The organism is Photobacterium chitinilyticum (assembly GCF_004104355.1).
GTDB classification, from domain to species: Bacteria; Pseudomonadota; Gammaproteobacteria; order Enterobacterales; family Vibrionaceae; genus Photobacterium; species Photobacterium chitinilyticum.
In genome coordinates, this window is sequence record NZ_RJLM01000005.1 from 421,832 (window position 1) to 442,807 (window position 20,976).

General features: G+C 44.1%; 15 protein-coding genes. 9 read left to right on the top strand and 6 right to left on the bottom strand.

Features of this window, described 5'->3' with window-relative positions:
• The first annotated feature begins 429 nt into the window (after positions 1-429).
• The gene (locus tag EDI28_RS15055; RefSeq protein ID WP_128784698.1) at positions 430-2,946 is read left to right on the top strand and encodes an ATP-binding protein; all 2,517 of its coding nucleotides are present in this window, start codon (positions 430-432) and stop codon (positions 2,944-2,946) included.
• A 132-nt stretch (positions 2,947-3,078) separates the two neighbouring features.
• Positions 3,079-4,371 carry a DEAD/DEAH box helicase gene (locus EDI28_RS15060; protein ID WP_128784699.1) on the top strand — a complete coding sequence of 431 codons (1,293 nt, stop codon included), beginning with the start codon at positions 3,079-3,081 and terminating at the stop codon, positions 4,369-4,371.
• A gap of 85 nt (positions 4,372-4,456) precedes the next feature.
• On the opposite strand, the gene EDI28_RS15065 is transcribed toward EDI28_RS15060, so the two are convergent.
• Positions 4,457-5,302 carry a PfkB family carbohydrate kinase gene (locus EDI28_RS15065; protein WP_128784700.1) on the bottom strand — a complete coding sequence of 282 codons (846 nt, stop codon included), beginning with the start codon at positions 5,300-5,302 and terminating at the stop codon, positions 4,457-4,459.
• 157 nt (positions 5,303-5,459) lie between these two features.
• A complete protein-coding gene (locus EDI28_RS15070; protein ID WP_128784701.1) occupies positions 5,460-7,310 on the bottom strand; it encodes a beta-ketoacyl synthase in 1,851 nt (616 codons plus the stop codon).
• A gap of 122 nt (positions 7,311-7,432) precedes the next feature.
• On the opposite strand from EDI28_RS15070, the gene EDI28_RS15075 reads away from it, so the two are divergent.
• From EDI28_RS15075 to EDI28_RS15085, 3 genes are all read left to right on the top strand, one after another.
• The gene (locus tag EDI28_RS15075) at positions 7,433-8,410 is read left to right on the top strand and encodes a GlxA family transcriptional regulator (RefSeq protein WP_128784702.1); all 978 of its coding nucleotides are present in this window, start codon (positions 7,433-7,435) and stop codon (positions 8,408-8,410) included.
• A gap of 39 nt (positions 8,411-8,449) precedes the next feature.
• Positions 8,450-9,043, top strand: coding sequence for a hypothetical protein (locus EDI28_RS15080; protein WP_233353389.1), 594 nt, complete (start codon positions 8,450-8,452; stop codon positions 9,041-9,043).
• 446 nt (positions 9,044-9,489) lie between these two features.
• Positions 9,490-11,367, top strand: coding sequence for a methyl-accepting chemotaxis protein (locus EDI28_RS15085; RefSeq protein ID WP_128784703.1), 1,878 nt, complete (start codon positions 9,490-9,492; stop codon positions 11,365-11,367).
• Positions 11,368-11,479: 112 nt separating this feature from the next.
• On the opposite strand, the gene EDI28_RS15090 is transcribed toward EDI28_RS15085, so the two are convergent.
• Positions 11,480-11,782, bottom strand: a complete 303-nt coding sequence (locus EDI28_RS15090) for an FxsA family protein (RefSeq protein WP_128784704.1) — start codon at positions 11,780-11,782, stop codon at positions 11,480-11,482.
• 169 nt (positions 11,783-11,951) lie between these two features.
• Here EDI28_RS15090 and EDI28_RS15095 point away from each other — a divergent pair, with 169 nt between their 5' ends.
• Positions 11,952-13,115, top strand: coding sequence for an AAA family ATPase (locus tag EDI28_RS15095; RefSeq protein WP_128784705.1), 1,164 nt, complete (start codon positions 11,952-11,954; stop codon positions 13,113-13,115).
• A 191-nt stretch (positions 13,116-13,306) separates the two neighbouring features.
• A complete protein-coding gene (locus EDI28_RS15100; RefSeq protein WP_128784706.1) occupies positions 13,307-14,188 on the top strand; it encodes a LysR family transcriptional regulator in 882 nt (293 codons plus the stop codon).
• Between the two features lie 80 nt (positions 14,189-14,268).
• Here EDI28_RS15100 and EDI28_RS15105 read toward each other — a convergent pair whose 3' ends face one another.
• Positions 14,269-14,571 (bottom strand): hypothetical protein, encoded by a 303-nt coding sequence (locus EDI28_RS15105; protein WP_128784707.1) that lies wholly within the window; start codon positions 14,569-14,571, stop codon positions 14,269-14,271.
• Positions 14,572-14,787: 216 nt separating this feature from the next.
• Between EDI28_RS15105 and ltaE the strand changes: the two genes are divergently transcribed.
• Positions 14,788-15,795, top strand: coding sequence for a low-specificity L-threonine aldolase (gene ltaE / locus EDI28_RS15110; protein WP_199287442.1), 1,008 nt, complete (start codon positions 14,788-14,790; stop codon positions 15,793-15,795).
• Between the two features lie 116 nt (positions 15,796-15,911).
• On the opposite strand, the gene nhaD is transcribed toward ltaE, so the two are convergent.
• Positions 15,912-17,339, bottom strand: a complete 1,428-nt coding sequence (nhaD, locus tag EDI28_RS15115) for a sodium:proton antiporter NhaD (protein WP_128784709.1) — start codon at positions 17,337-17,339, stop codon at positions 15,912-15,914.
• Between the two features lie 421 nt (positions 17,340-17,760).
• On the opposite strand from nhaD, the gene EDI28_RS15120 reads away from it, so the two are divergent.
• Positions 17,761-18,963 carry a D-alanyl-D-alanine carboxypeptidase family protein gene (locus tag EDI28_RS15120; protein ID WP_128784710.1) on the top strand — a complete coding sequence of 401 codons (1,203 nt, stop codon included), beginning with the start codon at positions 17,761-17,763 and terminating at the stop codon, positions 18,961-18,963.
• A gap of 101 nt (positions 18,964-19,064) precedes the next feature.
• On the opposite strand, the gene sgrR is transcribed toward EDI28_RS15120, so the two are convergent.
• Positions 19,065-20,759, bottom strand: a complete 1,695-nt coding sequence (gene sgrR, locus EDI28_RS15125; RefSeq protein WP_128784711.1) for an HTH-type transcriptional regulator SgrR — start codon at positions 20,757-20,759, stop codon at positions 19,065-19,067.
• Positions 20,760-20,976 lie beyond the last annotated feature (217 nt).

Sequence of the window (20,976 nt, forward strand, 5' to 3'; positions counted from 1 at the left end):
AATTGGCTGAGGTTTTTATATGTGCGAATGCTGTAAAGTTGGCACAAACGTTTATCGTATAAAGAGAAATTTTCTGGAAAAAACAGTCACTCATAGACAGTACCAGAAATATAAATGTGCTGAATGTAATAATTCTTTCTTTGTTAAAATTGGTTCTCGAGCAATCGCTCAATAACACAAGCAACACTAAGATAAAGGCCGCTGTTGTGGCCTTTATCTTTTTACAGTTTACTGTAACGGCCCGCCAGATAATGAAAAGCACTCTCATTATCAATCGACACTCAATGCCTCAGCACTTCATAAAATAATTCATATTCTTGAGCAAATTTATTACAAATACAGGAAAACCCCTCACATCTCGACTAACTTTATAGTGTTATCAATATGAATTAAGCCGTATATATACGTTATTCATAGAAAGGTGCACAGGTGAACACTTTCCAAAAACTTCTCTTTCCCATTGTTGTTATTTTTCTGATGATCCTTGGCTTTCTTTATTCATATATCCCCCAGATCATTGCTGCTAACACAATTCGCCAGGCTATCGCCTCCTCAGAGAACACCGTCACCCAATTTAAGATACTTCGTGATGTCTATTCGAAGGCCGTGTTGTCAGAAGTTATTGCGCACAGTGACCTAATAGTCAGTTCTGATTTTCAAAACAACAACGGTATTGTTCCTTTACCAGCCTCTTTAGTTCAGGAAATAAGTCGAAAACTCCAAGACAAGGGAACACAAATACGACTCTATAGCCCCTACCCGTTTCCAAACCGCAAGGATCGAGAGCTGGATGAATTCAGCCACGCTGCCTGGCTGGCGCTTTCCTCTGATCCAACAAGTACCTATTTCAAAGAGTTTCATTCCGATGGCAAGTCATATCTTCGAGTTGCTGTTAGCGATGTTCTCAGCAACCAAACCTGTGTCGATTGCCATAATAAGAATTCAGATCCGAGTGGTTCCCAATGGAAAGTTGGTGACTTGCGTGGCATTTTAGAAGTTGAGACCGATATTACCCAGCCGATAACAAATGGCATCTTGATCAGCCGCCATATCATCTTAGCGCTGCTTATTGGCCTACTCTCTATTACATTTACTCTTCTAATAACCTATCGAATAATTGTACAAAATCGGCTCACTGCCTGCATCGCGGCAATGGATACCGTTGCGGACAGTGAGGATACCTGCTTCGACAAGTTACCGGAACACGGGAGCGACGACATCAGTCACTTAAGTAAAACGTTCAATAAGATGTCATCCAAACTGAACGCATCGTTACAGTCGCTTAAAAAAGAGCAAAACCGGTTAGACAACAAGGTAAAAGCTCGCACAAGAGAACTTGAAATCGCGACCCAACAAGCTACCTCTGCAAATAAAGCCAAATCTCAATTCCTTGCAGTCATGAGCCACGAATTACGCACACCGCTCAATGGTATGCTTGGAATGGCCCAAATAATGGCATCGTCGGAGCAACAGCCAGAACAACATAAACAGCTCGGCATTTTGCTGGAATCAGGCCAACACTTACTCTCTTTGCTAAATGACATTCTCGACTTTTCAAAAATCGAACAAAGCAAGCTGGAACTAGAGGTACAGACTTTCCCACTTTCTGAACTCATCGAACCGATAGAGGCAACTTACGGACCTATTTGTAAGAAGAAGAACTTAGATCTTCACCTTGATACAAGGCTACCGCTAAATACGGTACTAAGAAGCGACAAGTCCAGAATTCGCCAAGTGATTTACAATATTTTGAGTAATGCGGTCAAGTTTACTGAAACTGGTGAGATCACGTTAACCATAAGCACAGAGCATTGTGATACATGCGCAGAATCTTTACTGATCGTTACTATATCAGACTCTGGTATAGGCATCAGAAAAGAGCGGTTAAAGCATATTTTTGAACCATTCACGCAGGCTGAATCAAGCACAACTCGCTGTTATGGTGGAACCGGACTGGGGCTCGCAATTGTCAAACAGTTAACAGGACTGATGAGCGGTAGCGCAAAAGTTGAAAGTACCATCGGAAAAGGAACAACGTTTACACTAACCATGCAAGTTGACATCATTGATATTGCAAGCAAAGAGCAAGCAACAGCAACAGCAACAGCAACAGCAACAGCAACAGCAACACGGGATATACCAACATCAGCTCCACTTCCACAAAAGCTTAAAGTATTAGTTGTCGAAGATAATAATATCAATGCACTGGTCGCACAGTCTTTTTGTCAGCGAATGGGATACAACGTTACTCTAGCTAAAGACGGATACCAAGCAATCAGCATCCTCCGACAAGAAAGCTTCGATTTAATATTAATGGATAACCATATGCCGAATATGGATGGATTATCTGCAACCAGAATCATTCGTCAGCAATTGGGGCTAAGTACCGTTATCTTTGCCTGTACGGCCGATGTACTTGAAGATAATCGTAACGAATTTATCAAAGCTGGCGCCGATGCAATTCTCTCCAAACCGATACTTGAAGCCAGCTTCCGAGATAACCTTAGCCAATTTAACCATAGATTAGGCAAACAACCTGCCTCTCAATTATCCCCGCGAGAACTCATCAGCTATAAAGATTTACTTCACCAGTGCAACGGCAATGAGCGAAAAGCAATGCAACTAATTCAGCACTTCATTACTTCAATGCGAACAGAACATGAATCGCTGCCTGTACTCTATCAATCAAATAGCTACCAACAACTCGCCATGAGCGCAGGTAACATTAGGCAAATCGCCATTGACTATAAGTTGTCATCTATCAAGGCTCTGGCTACCTACATTGCTGCCGTCGCCAACACTGGTAACCCACCCAAATGGGATGTAGTTCGTCATCTTAGCCAACTGCTAAAGCAAAATATTGAACAAGCCAACTATTATTTACACAAAGCGGAAGGAAGATCTGGCGTTTCAATTGGCTATAAAAACGTCCAGCCAAGCAAATGAACCGTTCAAATGTTAAAATACGAGCAAATATCAATCAATCACGTTAAATTAGTCGCCACAGACAAGCATAATTCATCTATAATCGGCGACCGTATTTTGGTCAGGCTCAGCCGTCTGCTTTAGGAACAAAGAATGTCATTTTCATCACAAAGCTTTTCTCCGGAAATTGTGCGCGCACTTACCGAGTGTGGATACGAGAAATTAACGCCAATACAGCAACAGGCGATTCCACATGCTCGTCGCGGGCAGGATATTCTTGCTAACGCACAAACGGGGACCGGTAAAACAGCTGCCTTCTCTTTGCCAATCATTCAGCAGATCTGTGACAACCCAAAACAGCGCAACCGCTTTAATGTTCGAGCTTTGATTCTTGCACCTACCCGTGAACTCGCGGCACAGATCGCCAAAAATATCGAGGATTACACCAAATATGTATCGCTAAATGTGGCTGCTATTTATGGCGGTACCAAAATGTCCTCTCAAGAGAAAAAGCTTGAGCAGGGGCTTGATATTCTTGTAGCGACTCCGGGCCGCCTGCTTGAGCATATGGAGCTCAATAACGTATCGTTAGCTAACCTTGAGTTCTTAGTTTTCGACGAAGCTGACCGTATGTTGGATATGGGCTTTATTTCCGATATCCGCATGATCATGAGTGATATCCGTACCCAGCCTCAAACAATGCTGTTTTCGGCAACCTTCTCTAGCCAGATGAACAAGCTGTCAAATGAGCTCCTGCGCAAACCAAAACGTATTTCTGTTAGTCCGGAAAATGCGACAGCCGAGACAGTGGCTCACGTTGTTTACCCTGTCGATGAAGATCGCAAGCGCGAGCTTCTTTCTGAGCTTATCGGCAAGAAAAACTGGAAGCAGGTTTTGGTTTTTGTTAACTATAAAGAAACCGCTAACGAGCTCGTCAAAGAACTCAAGCTTGACGGCATTAAAGCTGTTCTTTGCCATGGCGACAAAGCACAGAGTGCACGCCGTCGTGCTCTAGACGAGTTCAAGGAAGGTAAAGCACGTGTGATGGTAGCTACTGAAGTCGCTGCCCGTGGCCTGGATATTCAGGGACTACCGCATGTGGTGAACTACGATATGCCATTTTTGGCCGAAGACTACGTTCACCGTATTGGCCGTACAGGCCGTGCCGGACAAGAAGGCCATGCAGTCTCATTTGTTAGCCGTGAAGAAGAACTGACGTTGCTCCAGGTTGAAAAGCTGATCAAGCAACGTATCCGCCGAATTCAACTTGCTGGCTACGAGCCTGCGAACCGTGATGCCCTACTACAAAAAATGCACACTAAATCTGCATTCAAAGATCGCAGTGGACGCACCAACAATCCAACGGATCAATCTGATGCAGAACGCCGAGCTCGTCTTCGTCGCGCAGTGCTTAACAAGTCAAAGATCACTAAGCTGAAAAAATAACGACGATCGTCTAGATTCTAGATAATAAAAACGCTGACAGGTATCAACCTATCAGCGTTTTTAACTAGCAATAGTAATCAAATACTTATGTAGATTGGGATAAATACTGTTTCAACTCTTCACCGGGAATGGAACTTTGGGTTTCAACAGCAAATGATGCCCACTTTGCCCCTTCTGCCATCGCATCAATAATTGAATTCTGGTTAACAAGCCCATTGATCAAGCCAGAAGCAAAAGCATCTCCCGCCCCAGTAGTATCAACCACCTGTGAAGCTAAAGCTGGCACATAAAAGGTTTCCTCTGCTGTATAGGCCCTTGCTCCATTTTCACCATCGGTGATAACGAAATAACGCAGAAATTCGCCAGCAATGCTCTGGCCATATTGCCATACTGGCAGATTTGTCCGTCCTTCCAGATCCGATTCCGAGGTAATTAATACGTGGCATGGCCGTAAACGCTCATCTTTCGCGAGCTGCGCGATAACCAGTGAATGCTCTAATGCCGCTTGGGCCCAAACCTCAGCACCTTCAGCCGAAGAGTTAATATATAGCGCATCCCAACGAGAGAAAGCCGGTGGCGTACCCAATATAAATCGAGGCCGCTGCGGGCGAATAATAGTTCGCTCACCATCAGGTGTCATAATTAGCAGTAACTCTGACGTCATTACATCGTTACGATGTAACAATGCACAGTTCAAGCCACTCAAACTGGCTTCTGCCAATAGCCAGTCTGCAGTTTCATCCTTGCCTACCTGACTAACTAACGCAACATTGTGACCGGCCCACACCAAACCCAATCCGGTATTCGCCCCGCCACCGCCCAGGCGTCGACCGCCATCTAAATAGTGATGGCGTCCCCCCGTCGTCAGCGGCCTATCTAGCTGCATCACACGATCGCAGTTAAGGTTTGCGATCAGCATTATATTGGCCAATTAAATTCTCCCAAACCAACTCAAACACGAGCTGAATAATCATTATTATATTATTTATAGTTGCTTAATTAACGGATTAGTAAGAATTTCCTTCGCCCAATAAAAAAGCGTGAAGCCGATAATAACTATCGACTTCACGCTTTTAATAATACTTCAGCTAACTGTAATCAGCATATGGATTTAATTGAGGCAACACAATTTCCTGATCGAACTCCGATAGCTTCATGCTCTCTTGCGTCATTGACACTGATGTTTCATCCATTACACGTTCACCAAAGTGGTAACGTATTGTTTCAGTGCCAGTGCAAGCCGCCTTGTCATTTTCGTCAGCGATACGCTTCACCGGTATATTTTTCTCGTGATAAGCCAGCAGAGCCTTATCACCGTACTTATTGCCAAGCATTGCCAGTGTTTGTGCCGGTGACAGTACCAACCCCGTCGCATTGTTGCCACCAAAACCTTTGGCATTAAGGAGCACCGCTTTGTAATCTTCGCCATGTTCACCAGCAAAGGCATGTTCGGTAAGTATATCGAGGTTCGATGTATGCACATCGTCTGCAATATGGTCGATAGTCGAGATACCCGGGATCCAGCCGTACCGCCAAACACCCAATGAGGCAATGAGCTGATCGCCTGCCGCGACACTCATTGAATGACCAACATAAGACTTAATCGCGGTAACAGGCCAACTGTCAATCGCAAATGTCTTCGCAACTTCATTTAGGATATGGCTTTCTGTCACGCGATTTTGCGGGGTACCTGTCCCGTGAGCCTGGACAAAAGTTTGCTTGACGCCCTCTTCACCCAAAATAGCTTTTGCCAGTGCCGTCGCTTTTGCCACTGTGACATAATTGCCAACCCCTGGCGCGGAAATGGATTTTTTGTTGGCGTCTGCATTAATAAACACATCGGCAACGGAGCCATAAATGGTAGCCCCCAGCTCTAATGCCAATTCGTCATCCATCAGAACAACAAACTGCGCTGATTCTGCCATCGTAAAACCAGCATTCGATGAAAACGGACGACATGCACGACAGTTATCAACGCTGTCACTGTCATCAAGAGTTTTTAATTGCTCATCTTCAGCCAGAGCTCCCATCACACGGAAGCCTTCCATGATCTCGGCAACAACCGGTGCTTCCGCATTACCGACAATCACAACTTTAGACTTACCGTGTTGAATGTCATACATACCCTGACGCAGGTTATACAGGAACGTAGCACAAGCCCCCATATTCGTACCGGTAGTACCAACACTGTTAATCACATAGCTATTAATAAAATCTGCCGGCATTTCGGCAAACGATAATGCCATCATTTTAGTACTCACCCGACCACCCGTTAGTGGCGCAGCCAGCATGCCAGCCAAAGAGTGATCGTCAATTTGTGACAAACCACTTCCAGCATAAACGGAAACTTCATCAGGTTTAACGTGAGTCAGTACCTCTTCCCAATCCACGCCCATGGAATTCAATGCATCAGATGCACCGTAAACCGTCAGTTTTAAGCCTCGAGGATGAAAGCGTGAATTGTAGAGTTTGCCCGGGTCAAAGCCGGCCGGAATATTACCGCCGCTGCTAACCGGAAAAGAAACACGATCCTCAAGCAAAGCACCCAGATCTCCGTTCACAGTGATCTTTACTTTATTACCCAGGTCTTCCAGCACCCAGTTGTCAGGGATTTTATTGGGTAATTTTGATTTACGCAGGGTAAATGAAATCTGCTCACTTTCACTGCTTAGAGAGGCTTTATATTGGTAAAGCAGGTTATCAGGGTCGAATGAATCGATACGACGCACTAACGTCCCAGCCTTAATAGCATCAACAAGCTCAGAATCAAGCACTTCACTGTCTGCAAGCCCCATTCGGAAAGCAAGATCCTTCCAGGTGGTCTGCATCTCGTCATCGGATAATACATCAGCGATCATGCGCTTGTAACTGTGGAAGCCGGAGCTACGCCCCGCAGCATTTATTCCGCCAAACCCGACAATTAGAGGTAACTTTGTCATCCTAAGCCTATATCTTTTTATTCAGTTGGCCATAGATTACCAATTTACACTGTTCATTCATCCCACATATGTGCCAAAATCACCAACGATCAAGCCAATGTATACAACAGAGGTATGCAAAAATGAATGTTGGATTTGTCTTATACCCACGAGCACTAATCACTGGCGTCTCACTAGCGGCAGAAATGTTAAGCAGCGCCGCCAGTTTACGTTCTCGCCACCAGCAACGCGAAAAGCCATTTGAAATCAAAATCGTCGCACCTTCACTCACACCGCCTAATGTATCGGCAGGGCTCAAACTACAGCCTGACACTACCTTTGATGATAAGAACACTTTCGACATTATCATTTTACCGCCAATGTGGGGAAACCCACTCTCCTCGGTTCGTCAGACTCCAGAGATCATTCCTTGGCTTAAACACCAATATCAACAAGGTGCCCAACTCGTTGCAACAGGTACTGGTGTCACCTGGCTGGCAGAGACCGGCTTACTGAATAATCAAGTAGCAACAACTCACTGGTACTATTACGAAAAATTTGCTGCCCGTTACCCTAAAATCACCCTAAATCGACAGGCTTCCATTACAGGGGCCAGTGGTTTGTTTTGTACTGGCAGCATTAACTCCCAGTCAGAAATGATCCTTTATCTGATTGCCGAAAACTTCGGTCAGAAGATAGCAGGCATTATCGAGACGCATTTTGGCCACGAAATATCAAAGTCAACCCAGCAACCTTTTTACCAAATTGGCGGCCAATTGCAGTTTGATGAATCTATAGCCCTTGCTCAAGATTGGATGAAACGACATTTGTCCAAAACCATTACGGCGCAAAATGTTGCTGACCATTGTGGTTTACCGCTTCGAAGTTTTAACCGCAAGTTTAAAGACCAGGTAGGAGAATCACCGCACCAGTATCTACAAAAAATAAGAATGGAGGCTGCGCAACAGCTCTTACGAGATTTTGGCATGTCGGTTCAAGATGTTGCCGAGCAAGTAGGCTATAAAGACTCCTACCACTTCTCAACCCGTTTTCAGCAACAATTTAGTATTACACCTAGCCAATACCGTCGAATGGTCAAAGCTAAAATCTATAACCCCTAAACACTCGCATTTTTGCAATTTGTTTTCAAAATGAGACATATGCAAACGGGAGCTATTACTAAGCTTTATCTTAATATTCGGCTGGGGTTAAGTTATATGAGTTGTTGTATTTTCACACGTTGGTCCACTAAATCTTTTCTCTTTCTGTGCCTTCTCTCTTTACAAGTACAAGCAGAATTACTCCCGACCAGCACTACCCAACTTAATGAAAAAAGCTGCCGCATGGATTTGTATCACCTGAAAAAGAATGAACAAAAGCAGTTTGAAAGCAATCTTCAATTAGCGATGATCACTGACAACATCCACAGGCAACGTTATATTGCGATAAAAGCCGACATTAACCATCCTCAAGGGTTTGAAAATATCGGCTATTATCGCTCAGGTCACCCCGTTGAGGTTTTCACTGCTAATTGGCGTAAAAACAGTAACAAGTACAGTATTACGCGACTAGTCATGCTCGGAGGGACCAGTGATAGACAAGCCTTTGATGTATTTACACAACTAATAAAACAAGACAACGGACACCTTGAACTTCGAGCTTCGAACAAGCGCTACCACTTCACGGCAAAGAACAAAGACCTTAATGATTTTCTCAGGTGCCTCAAGCAACACCAAAGAAGCGCCAACAAGTAATTAACACCATTTTTTTGACACTGCCTGATTCATTAAGTTGAAACCAATACTCATCCAGTAGCATCACCAACGCCACTTACACCGCGTATTTTTCACTACATACTTTTTACTGCGCCATTACAAAACAAGCGACCGAATCAAGCATCCGGCCACATCACATCCGAACAGGCTAAAAACAACACCCAACCTCAATATCACTCTCACAACTTAAATAACATATAAATAAACTTTTAAAGTTAAATATTCTTAATAGAGTAAAAATTCCACATTTAAAAAGCCCAATAACAGTCAAAAATGTGACAAAATATCAGGAACAATGGCTTTACGAAAACATTTGACAACAAACATCATTGCAACATATTAAAAACAACTGAAAGCCATTTATTGATGAATGGATAACACTTTAATGCAGTACATAAGTACCTAAAACCGAGAGGAACGGTAGTTTGAACCTTTCTATAAAAAACAAGCTTTCCCTAACATTTGCTGGAATTATCCTGCTTATCGCTGCTGTGCAAACATGGCTCACCAGCGAACGACTTACAGACGAGGCAAATCGTTCAACCCAACAATTAGCAAGCTCACTCACACAGTCAAACATCAGTACTATTAGCCAATGGCTTGAAAGTAAAACGAAAATCGTCCAAGCATCTATTGACGGATTTAACCAGCAAGCTGAACCAACAGCCTCTCTGGCACAAGCAATCTCTTCCGGTGATTTTGATTTGGTTTACGCAGGTACCCAGCAAGGTGAAATGCTCACCGGCAAAGCAGTTACTTTCCCGGCTGGTTATGATCCGCGTCAACGCCCATGGTATAAAGATGCAACCGCGGCAAATGGGCTTGTCGTTACCACTCCGTATACTGACGCAGCTTCTGGCAAGCTCGTAATTACTATAGCGAAACCGTTTAACGCTAAAATGAATAGTGGTGTAATTGCCGGCGACGTCTCTATTGATGCACTCGTCGAGGACATCTTGGCAATCAACCAAGAAGGTGTATTCGCAACCCTCTTCAGTGGTGACGGTACGATTATCGCTCACCCCAACCAATCTCTGACACTAAAACCAACCTCAGAGATGAATCCTGCATTTAATACTAGCTTAATCAGAAAGGTGGCTTCCCAAAGTGACCTTGTCACACTTAATGTTTCAGGTACTGAAAGTTTAGTTAGTATCCGACAAATTCCGGGAACTGACTGGTACTTCTCTTTAATTCTCGACAAATCTGTTGCTTATGCCCACGTCAGTGAAGCATTAGTCGATGCCATAATCAGTGTCATCGTCCAACTTATTTTGGTGCTAGGCGTAGCAACGTTCCTTATTTCGCGCGCGTTAAAGCCACTCGATACGCTATCAGAGGCAATGGAAGACCTCTCGCAAGGTAACGGTGATCTAACTCGTCGTATTAGCTTTGATCAAGATGACGAAATCGGTCGCCTTGGCAAACACGTTAATGCATTCATCGAAAAACTGCATGTTTCTATAACGGGTATTTCAGGCTCTTCTGAACACCTTTCTCAGCAAGCTAAAGACAGCCATGATCTGGCATTACAGACCAGTGAAGCCTTGAGCGTGCAATTAAATGAAATTTCACAGATTGCGACAGCAATTCATGAAATGTCTGCAACAGCTCAAGAGGTTGCCAGTCATGCTGAACAAACAGCGGGGGCCGCTGTCGCTTCTCAGGATAGCTGCAACGAAGGCAAACAGGTGATCAGCCGTAATCAGGAATCAATCACCCACCTTGCTAACCATGTAGAAGATGCAGCAAGCATTATCAAAGAGCTAGAGAACAACGCTCAAGGTATCAATGCCATTTTGTCGACTATTCAAGATATTGCCGAACAAACAAACTTACTTGCTCTAAATGCCGCAATTGAAGCCGCGCGTGCTGGTGATCAAGGACGTGGCTTTGCCGTTGTTGCTGATGAAGTCCGCGTATTGTCACAGCGTACGCATAGTTCGACTGAAGAAATTCGTGGCATGATTGAGACGCTGCAGCGTAATACTCACAATGCCGTTGATACCATGCAGCAGAGCCAGTCACTAGCAACAAGCAGTGTCGATGATGCCAATAATGCAACCAATGCGCTCGAACGTATTACTGAGTCTATTCAGCATATTTCAGACATGGCGACTCAGATTTCTAGCGCCGCCGAAGAGCAACGTGCCGTTACTGATGAAATAAGCAGAAATACCCAGGCCGTCAACGATGTATCTGATCAGCTTTCAACAGAAGCACAAGATGCACAGAAGCTGTCTGAGGAGCTCAATGACATCGCTCAACACCTGAATACGGAAGTTAGCAAATTTAGGATCTGATAACACGCCACAAGTCTGTTACAACAGCCTATAAAAACAAAAACGCCAGCGAGAAGTTTCGCTGGCGTTTTTTTCGTGTCGGGGCACAGCCCCGGCACTCTGTGTTTTTGTGTTATGACGACTGAGGCAATTGATTAAATTGACCAGCACTTGTTTGAGCTTGGCTGCGGTTTGAGCCTTGAGGCTTGTCAGTAATATCATCAAACTCGCCATCAATCACTGTCGAGTTATTCTCGTGAGCACCGCTCTGGCTTTGCTGTTTTACCGCTTCTGCATACGCAGCAGCCACTTTCTTCTTGATAAATGGACGGGCAATCAGTGCAGCAATACCTATGAACAACCCCATGATCGCTGCCAGTGTCACAGTAAAGAAACCAACAATAAGCGCGATTACTCCAGCAACAAAATTCTTCATATTCTGCCTCTTTCTCTCTAGTCATCTTCATTTCTATGCTGTGTAGTCTAGCTGAATGAAAATGAATCAAGCATGAACAAAAATGTTATCTACATCCAGAAAGGATATTGCTCTCCTATTATTATTGCTGCTAATATCACCGGCACTGTTTATTTATACAGATCACGTAATGATCACTACACTATCTATCAGTAACTATCGTTCTATACTCCAGCTGACTATGCCACTTGGCCCGCTTAATGTTATTACAGGCACCAATGGAAGCGGTAAATCAAACTTGTATCGTGCTCTTAGGCTGTTGGCAGAAACAGCACAAGGTGGCGTAGTGAATTCGTTGGCATCTGAAGGTGGGCTTGATTCTACTTTCTGGGCCGGACCGGAAAACATTTCAGCTTCAATGCGACGCGGTGATGTGCCGATTCAAAGTGTCGTGCGACAAGAAGTAAGACGACTTCGACTCGGTTTTTCTACAGAAGAGTTCGGTTATTCTATTTCTCTCGGCCTACCCGAGCCCTCCCAATCTGCTTTTGGACTTGACCCTGAAATAAAACAGGAAAGCATCTGGAGCGGGCCATTCTTTCGCCCGGCAAGCCAATTGGTGGCTCGTCAAGGCCCGCTGATCAGAATTAGAGAGAAAAGAAGCTGGCAGATTGCTTCTCAGCATATCAGCCATTTCAATAGTATGTTTGATCAGATCGCAGATCCTGCTGCCGCGCCTGAAGTCTTCCATATGCGAGAACGAATTCGCAGCTGGCGATTTTATGACCACTTCCGTACTGATAAAGAAGCGCCTGCCCGACAGCCACAACTGGGAACACGCACTCCTGTTCTCCATCATGACGGTAGAGATTTAGCCGCCGCTCTGCAGACCATCCGCGAAATTGGTGATAAAACTGCACTCGACAAAGCCATTAACGATGCTTTTCCCGGTGCACGTATTAATATCGTCCAACACGAAGATGGACGATTCTCATTAGGATTCTATCAAGAAGGTTTATTACGTCCTCTCACTGGCGGCGAGCTCTCCGACGGAACACTCCGTTACCTGTTATTGATCGCCGCATTGCTTACACCTCGCCCTCCAAGCCTGATGGTACTAAATGAGCCTGAAACTAGCTTACATCCAGATCTATTGCCAGCTTTAGCCAAGTTAATCATTCACGCATCGGAAAACTCTCAGGTATGGGTTGTTTCCCACGCGAGTCGGCTTATAGCCGCTTTAAACGAACACCCAGACTGTCATGCTGTCGAACTGGATAAAGAGCTGGGACAAACCACTATTCGCGGTCAGGGCATGCTCGACGAACCACCATGGTACTGGCCGGATAAATAGTCATGGTCGCTTTAAGGTCGGGGCTGAAATGCCAATATGAGAGAATGTACGAGGATAAGGCATCGACATAAATTGATTCCTCTTGCCTTCATCACTGCTCTCTCAACTGTGCTTAGCATCAAGTTTTTCCTTGAAAAATATATACTATCAAATATTCTTATTTTAATAATTTTTTGTTATCAACTGTAATCATGATAAACACCCAATGGCTCCAAACCTTCATCATGTTGGTCGAAGTGGGACATTTCACCCAAACGGCTGAAAAATTGTTCATGACTCAACCCGGCGTCAGCCAGCATATTAAGAAATTGGAACAGCAAACCGGTACGCCTTTACTGCAGCGATTCGGCAAGCGGTTTGAACTCACCCCAGCCGGCGAAACCCTCTATCGCTATGGCTGCCGCCGTCGTGACGAAGAGTCAGCGTTATACCAAGAGTTACAAAACGATGACCCTTTCGCTGGAGAATGCCGACTAGCCTGTTCCGGAGCATTGGCCACATACCTATATCCACATTTTTTACAACATCAACTGGCACACCCCGATCTTACTATCCAACTTGAAGCCGCACCGAATAAACGTATTATTGAGAGCCTCAATACCAACCAAATAGAACTTGGCATAATTACGCAAAAGGTATCGTCAGCAGAATTAGAGCAAGAAGCCGTTGGTATCGATCTTTTATGCCTAGTCGTTCCTGCTGGAATGAAAACTAGTGAAATGAATATGGATCAGCTTAACCATCTTGGATTTATCAACCATCCTGATGGCGAGCATTATGTCAGCCAGGTAATTCAGGCTAATTTTGATAGTAAGTTTAATAGTATTGAAACATTGAATGTTGCTGGTTATATAAACCAGCTTAGCCAAATACTCTTACCAGTATCTCTAGGATTAGGTTATACCGTATTACCGGAAAAAGCAGTGAATAGCTTTCCCGAACAATCAGACATACATATTGTTTCGCTAAATAAGTCTGTCTATGAGAAGCTATATCTGATCAGGAAAAAGCATCGTCCACTTCCAAAACGGTATGAATACTTCATCCACCAAATACATCAGCTTCTTAAATAAATGTTATAAAATACAAAGCCTTGCTATAGGCAAGGCTTTGACCAATAAAACTAGAAATACAATTAAAACAGAACAGTTTGTTACAGATCACGCATCAAGGCTTCAAATTCTTCTTCTGCAGATTCAATCAACATTGCCAACTCTCTCGCATCATCGTTAGCTAAATGCAAATGCCAGCGAACTGATTCTGTACCTAATTGGTCACGACAGACCAATTCAGTTTCCTTTCCTGCTGAATGAAAATATAGCTCATCAAACTCAGCTTTTAGGCTATTATTTTTCTCCTTGATATTAACCTTTAACTCTCCAGTCGGAATAATTATTATTTCAGCATGTAATCCTCTCTGCCTTGGCAGAACAAACTGCCGATATTCAGCTAACATTTTCTCGGCCTCCATTGTGACCCCAACCTGATTATATTTTAGCCAAGATATCGAGACCTCGATAAAGATTCACAAAAACAACACAATCATTCACCATTAAGGTTGATTTCGATCACACTATCTCAGCTAACAGTCACAATAAGACGAATCATTCGTCAAAATACGGTATTGATATACATATACGATAATAAGCAAAGTCCCGAGGAAGCAGTAATGATAGATTTTCGCTCTGATACCGTCACACAGCCATCTTTAGCTATGCGCAAAGCCATCTCGGAAGCAATGGTTGGTGATGATGTTTACGGAGATGATCCAACAGTTAATGAGTTGGAGCTATGGGCAGCAGAGCGACACGGCTTTGAAGCCGCGATGTTTTGTAGTTCTGGAACGCAGGCGAACCTGCTTGCACTGATGTCACATTGTGAGCGTGGAGATGAATATCTTTGTGGTCAACAAGCCCATAATTACCAATTCGAAGGAGGCGGTGCGGCGGTGCTTGGATCTATACAGCCCCAGCCGATTGAAAATGAAAAAGATGGCACTTTATGTTTTAAAAAACTAGCCGCAGCCATCAAACCAGACGATCCGCATTTTGCCCGTACCAAGCTGTTGAGCATTGAAAATACAATTAATGGCAAGGTATTACCGCTCGCCTATTTACAAAAAGCACGAGGATTTGTGGATCAGCATGATCTCAAACTCCACCTTGACGGTGCTCGAGTCTATAACGCATCCGTCGCATTAGACGTTGATATTACTGAGATTACCCAGCATTTTGATTCAATGACTATCTGTCTGTCAAAAGGTCTTGGGGCGCCGATTGGCTCACTCGTACTCGGTGACAGCACATTGATTCGAAAAGCACGTCGTTGGCGTAAGGTATTAGGGGGCGGTATGCGCCAGGCAGGCATTTTAGCCGCGGCAGGTAAAATTGCACTGACCGAAAATGTCGATCGCCTTCGTCACGATCATGCAAATGCAAAGTACCTCGCTCAGAAGCTAACAAATATCGAGGGCTTTAATGTCAACATCGAGCATGTCACAACCAACATGCTCTTTGCCAACGTTGACTCTGCTATTGATCAGCTCCAGATTGTAAAGGAACTAAAAGGGGAAGAAATATTGATAAGCGCAGGTAACCCGATGCGCTTAGTGACACATTTAGATATCAGCCGCGATGATATCGATGTATTTATTGCGGCATTAAAGAAAGCCGTTGAGTAACTAAGCTTAAAGCTTAGATAAAAAGGCGCTCTAAAGCGCCTTTTTATCTAAACCGATAGCCAAAACTCAACGTTGACAATGCATGCCTGACTTTCACATTGTCATCATAATCGGACTTAAAATAGCTGATGGTTCAGCAGCAGATGACACAAAATACTTGCCGCATACCCTAACGCAATAACTGGCATCCATTTTAGATGACCGAAAAATGTATACTTACCATGTGCTGCGCCCATCAATGCAACTCCGGCAGCTGAGCCTATCGACAATAGACTACCACCGACCCCTGCTGTAAGAGTAACAAGTAACCAGTTTCCCAAGGTCAAATCCGGTTGCATCGTTAGAACTGCAAACATCACTGGAATATTGTCGACAATAGCAGAAAGTACCCCCACCATGATATTCGCCCAGACAGGGTTCCATTGGCTGTACAGAACATCAGAAACCAATCCTAAGTAGCCCAACAAACTAAGTCCGCCTACACACATTACAACGCCATAAAAAAACAGCAAGGTGTCCCACTCAGCGTGTGATACACGCTTGAAAACATCAAACGGAACCACAGAACCAAGACGCTTCAATGCCGCCTCATCATTATTGGCCAGCGCTGTTGCTTTTTTCTTAGCCAACGAACGAGGAAGTGTTTTTCTGAGATAAAAGCCAAAAAACTGCAGATAGCCTAATCCCATCATCATGCCGATCACCGGCGGGAAATGGACCAAGCCATGGAAAGCAACAGCAGTAGCGATAGTCAGGATAAATAAGGCGACAATTCGACGGGCCCCACGTTTCAGCTCAACATATTCACCTGTAGTATTTGGCTGAGCCTTCGGCACAAACAGCGACATAATCAACGCAGGAACCAAGTAATTCACCAAAGACGGAATAAACAGATCGGTAAATTCCATGAACGATACCAAACCCGCCTGCCATACCATTAACGTCGTAATATCGCCAAATGGGCTGAACGCGCCCCCAGCATTGGCTGCAACAACAATATTAATACAGGCTAGATTGATGAAGCGAATATTACTGCCGCCTACTTTCATCACCACGGCGCACATCAACAATGCTGTTGTCAGGTTGTCGGCAATCGGTGATATGAAAAATGACAAAATACCAGTTAGCCAGAACAAGGTTCTAAAATTAAAACCTTTGCTCACCATCCAAGATTGCAACGCATCAAATAAGCGGCGCTCTTCCATCGCGCTGATGTAAGTCATGGCTACCAACAGAAACAGTAACAACTCTGCATATTCTAGTAAGTTATGTTCCAGCGCACTCTTTGCGACTTCGATTTGGCCTTGCTCTTTAAAGACTACCCCGATCATCAACCAGATAATACCTGCGGCAAGCAAAACGGGCTTAGACTTACGAAGCTGTAAATACTCCTCCCCCATCACCAGACAATACGCCAAACCAAAAACCAACAAGGCCACATATCCAACGGTAGATTGAGTTAAATCAACGCCAGAGCTCGCGGCCATTGCCGGTGTCGCTGCCAGTAATCCAGCTAAAGTAAATACAAGCGATTGAACTTTCATCCTGTATCTCTGCTCCTTGAGAAAAAAGACCTACCTGTAAGTTTACACATAGCCATCAACGATTAACGTGAAGCATCCCGATAAGCCAACCAAAACAAGCAACATCCCCTTAACAAATGCCAGTTATAGAGCAAAGTGAGTAATCAAGTACGCAACTAATGAAACAATTAGTAAATTTATGTCGCCTTCATCACTTTCTCTATTTATTCATTTTACATCAAACGCAAACGACAATGATTGGCAGATGCAGTGAAGTACTACCAGCTATAGCAATGAGCAAGCCATTCTATTACATCATCTGACCACTAAAAACATAACCAGCCTTACTGCGGAGGGCTGGTGTAAAATTTATCCTGCTCTTGGCAAGTTTTTACTAAGCTAAATATAGCGCTGTTAGCAAGCTATTGAAGGTCTTAGAGCTATGACATTAAAGAAAATTAGCAAACACCTCTTTTTAGTATCTGTTCTCTGTACCACCAGCTTTGCCTTTTCAATTCGAGCAGAGCCTATGCCCAGCCCCCCAGATATCGCAGCCAAGGCTTGGGTGCTTATGAGCTATCAATCCGGACAAATCATTGCCAGCGAGAATGAGCAAACGCACTTAGCTCCTGCAAGCCTGACTAAAATTATGACTACCTATGTCGTCGGAAAAGAGCTGAAGGCAGGTCATATCACCGCTGATGACAGAGTAACTATCAGTGAGAATGCATGGGGAAAAAAATTCCCCGGCTCCTCCAAGATGTTTCTTAATGTCGGTGATGAGGTCTCGGTCAACGATCTTAATCGAGGGGTAATTATATCGTCTGGAAATGATGCCACTGTCGCACTGGCAGAGCATGTTGCCGGTCATCAACCCGCCTTTATCGATATGATGAACAATACAGCCGAAAAATTAGGCATGATGAACAGCTATTTTGCCAACCCTCACGGCCTTGATTCTGAAGATCAATATACAACAGCGTATGATATCGCGTTACTAACCCGTGCCCTGATCAACGAACTCCCTGAGATTTATCCTTTTTTTAAAGAAAAATCATTCACTTTCCAAAAGATAAAACAAGGAAATCGCAATGCCCTATTATGGGATACTTCCTTGAATGTCGATGGAGTGAAGACAGGTTACACCAAACAAGCCGGATACAGCTTAGTTTCATCAGCAGAGCAAAATGGCCAGCGGCTTATTGCCGTCGTGATGGGGACTGAGAATGTAAATACACGCAGGACTGAAAGCAAAAAACTACTCACCTGGGGCTTCCGATTCTTTCAGGATATTACCCCGCAGTTCAGTGACAAAGAATTACCCCCTCTCAAAATCTGGTACGGCTCACCTTCTACAATTGCGCTTGAAGTCGCCGATGGCGGTACAATCACTGTACCTAGGCGCCAACGGAAAAATATTGAACACAAGATTTTCTACAACAATGAGCTTGAAGCACCTGTAGAGAAAGGCGCACAAGTCGGTAAAATAGAATGGTACCTCAATGACGAACTGCTAACCGAACAACCTATTCTGGCGGCAGAAAGTGCTAACAAAGCCCCTTGGTACAAATCCATGATAGATGTGGTATGGCGCCCAATCGGCCAGTGGTTTACCAGCCAAGATTGGGAGCCGGAAAGTCCTTAAACCATATAAACGTCTTTGGTCCAATATAAAAAAGAACAGGCCAAAAGACCTGTTCTTTTTTATCCATTCAGCCCCAATGAAGACGAGAATCTTTCTGAGTATCAGTGATCCGGCTTCATCCACACTGATTTAAAGTCAAACCACCCCATCGAGTTAGATTGCATACCTTGAATCGAGCCAGTGTTATCAACTCCTAGCCAATTATGAAATAACGGTAAGATCTGCCCGCTTTGAACAAGCTTCGCCCCGATGTTCTGGCAAGGTGATTCTACTGCTTGATCCGCACGCCACTGTGCAACGTCATACTCAAGTTCATCAAACTCATTCTTAGGCATTGCTCTGGCAATATGGTCAAAATTATAGAACCAGGACAAAATTGCATCATCTCGATAATTACTTAGACTCATCCCCCCCAACCAAATATCTATTTTTTCAGCATGCTTGCCTGATAAAATTTCCATCGTTGACAGCTCCAATACTTTCAGCTTTAGGCCATCATCTGCCAATAGTTTCCGCATCGCTGCTGCAACATGGGGATAGACAGGATGTTGATGCGGAAATGCCAGGGTAACATTTCGTTTAGCGGGCACTGACGTGTTTTCGGCACTAAGCGGAACGTGAGCCCAACCAGGGAGAATGCCATAAGCATTAGTAAGGCGGAAATCACCGATCTCGTCTTTGTCGAGCAAGGGTAATATATTCAGAGGAGTTAACTTGCTTCGTAAATAGCTCAGCCATTCATCATTGTTCGCTAACCCTGTCGTGCGATTAAATAGGAGGTAATTACACCCTTCATCTAATTTCAAACGAGTAGAAACACTCACCCCACTCAACTGGCTGCCGTCAGCTGCTGGCTGTAGGTAACAAGAAGCCACCTCTGACAACATCCAAATATCAACAACATCGATTAGTGCTCTCAGCCCAAAATACTGGTCAAAAGCTTCTAGCTTAAAGCGCTGCTTGTCATTCTGAATTACACGGTAAGGACCCGTCCCGACAGGAAATAATTCATTGTCCTTATCATGTTCAGCATCTGCTTTCTGAATGACAGCAAGGACATTGCTCATTAACTCAGGCAATCGGCAGTCATCACTTTTGAGGTAGATATCTACGGTATTGGGGTAAGGTGAATCGACTCTTTGTATATGCTTGAACAAACGTTGTTTTTTAACCTGCTCAAGAGTCACAACAATATCTTCACTGTCGAGTAGCTTACCATCATGAAACCTGACTGCTGGACGGATATAAAAACGCCAGTGTCGGGGGGATAGTGCTTCCCAATGGTGGGCCAAATCGCCTTCGACTTCCTCTTTTTCCTCATTTATTCGGGTTAGTCCATTAAAAATTTGCCTGACTAAATGTTGTTCCGAGCGGCGTAAAGGACACAACGGATTCAAGTTGCTGAAGGCTCGATAATACGGCAAACGTACAATCTGCTTACCTTGTGCAGTTGTATGACCAAGCTGTTCCTGGATAAGCTGTACGAGCTTATCAGCATTATTTTCCAAGACTTCAAGTGCCGGTTCCAACTTTCCTTCTGCCACCAGCTTTCTGGCGTGCATATACTGTAATTCACTGTCAGAACTATGAAAAACAAGTGTCGACTGCTTCCCCCGGCCTACGGCAGGCTGCCAGTCTATCCAGCCCTTATCAACCATTTTGTTGATTACCATACGCACATTACGTCGGGTGCAGAACAGCACTTCAGCAATATCCTGTAGATTGGTTTCGCAGTCCTCACCTGAAAAATGACTATAGAGACGTTGAAACTGGATTTTTAGCCTTTGACTGCTCATAAAAGAGGAACCTTTGTGATTTATTTGTTCTGTTTTTCACTTCCTATTTTAACGTAAAATTCAACGTATACAAAAATTCAATCTGATTATGATGGTAGCCAGTACAAGAGCAGCACTATTTTACCCCCATTCAATTGTGAATCTCCTGAGTGAATGCTGGCTACCATCTCTTTCTTGCAAACTGAGAACACTGCCGATCTTTGTGACTATAACATCC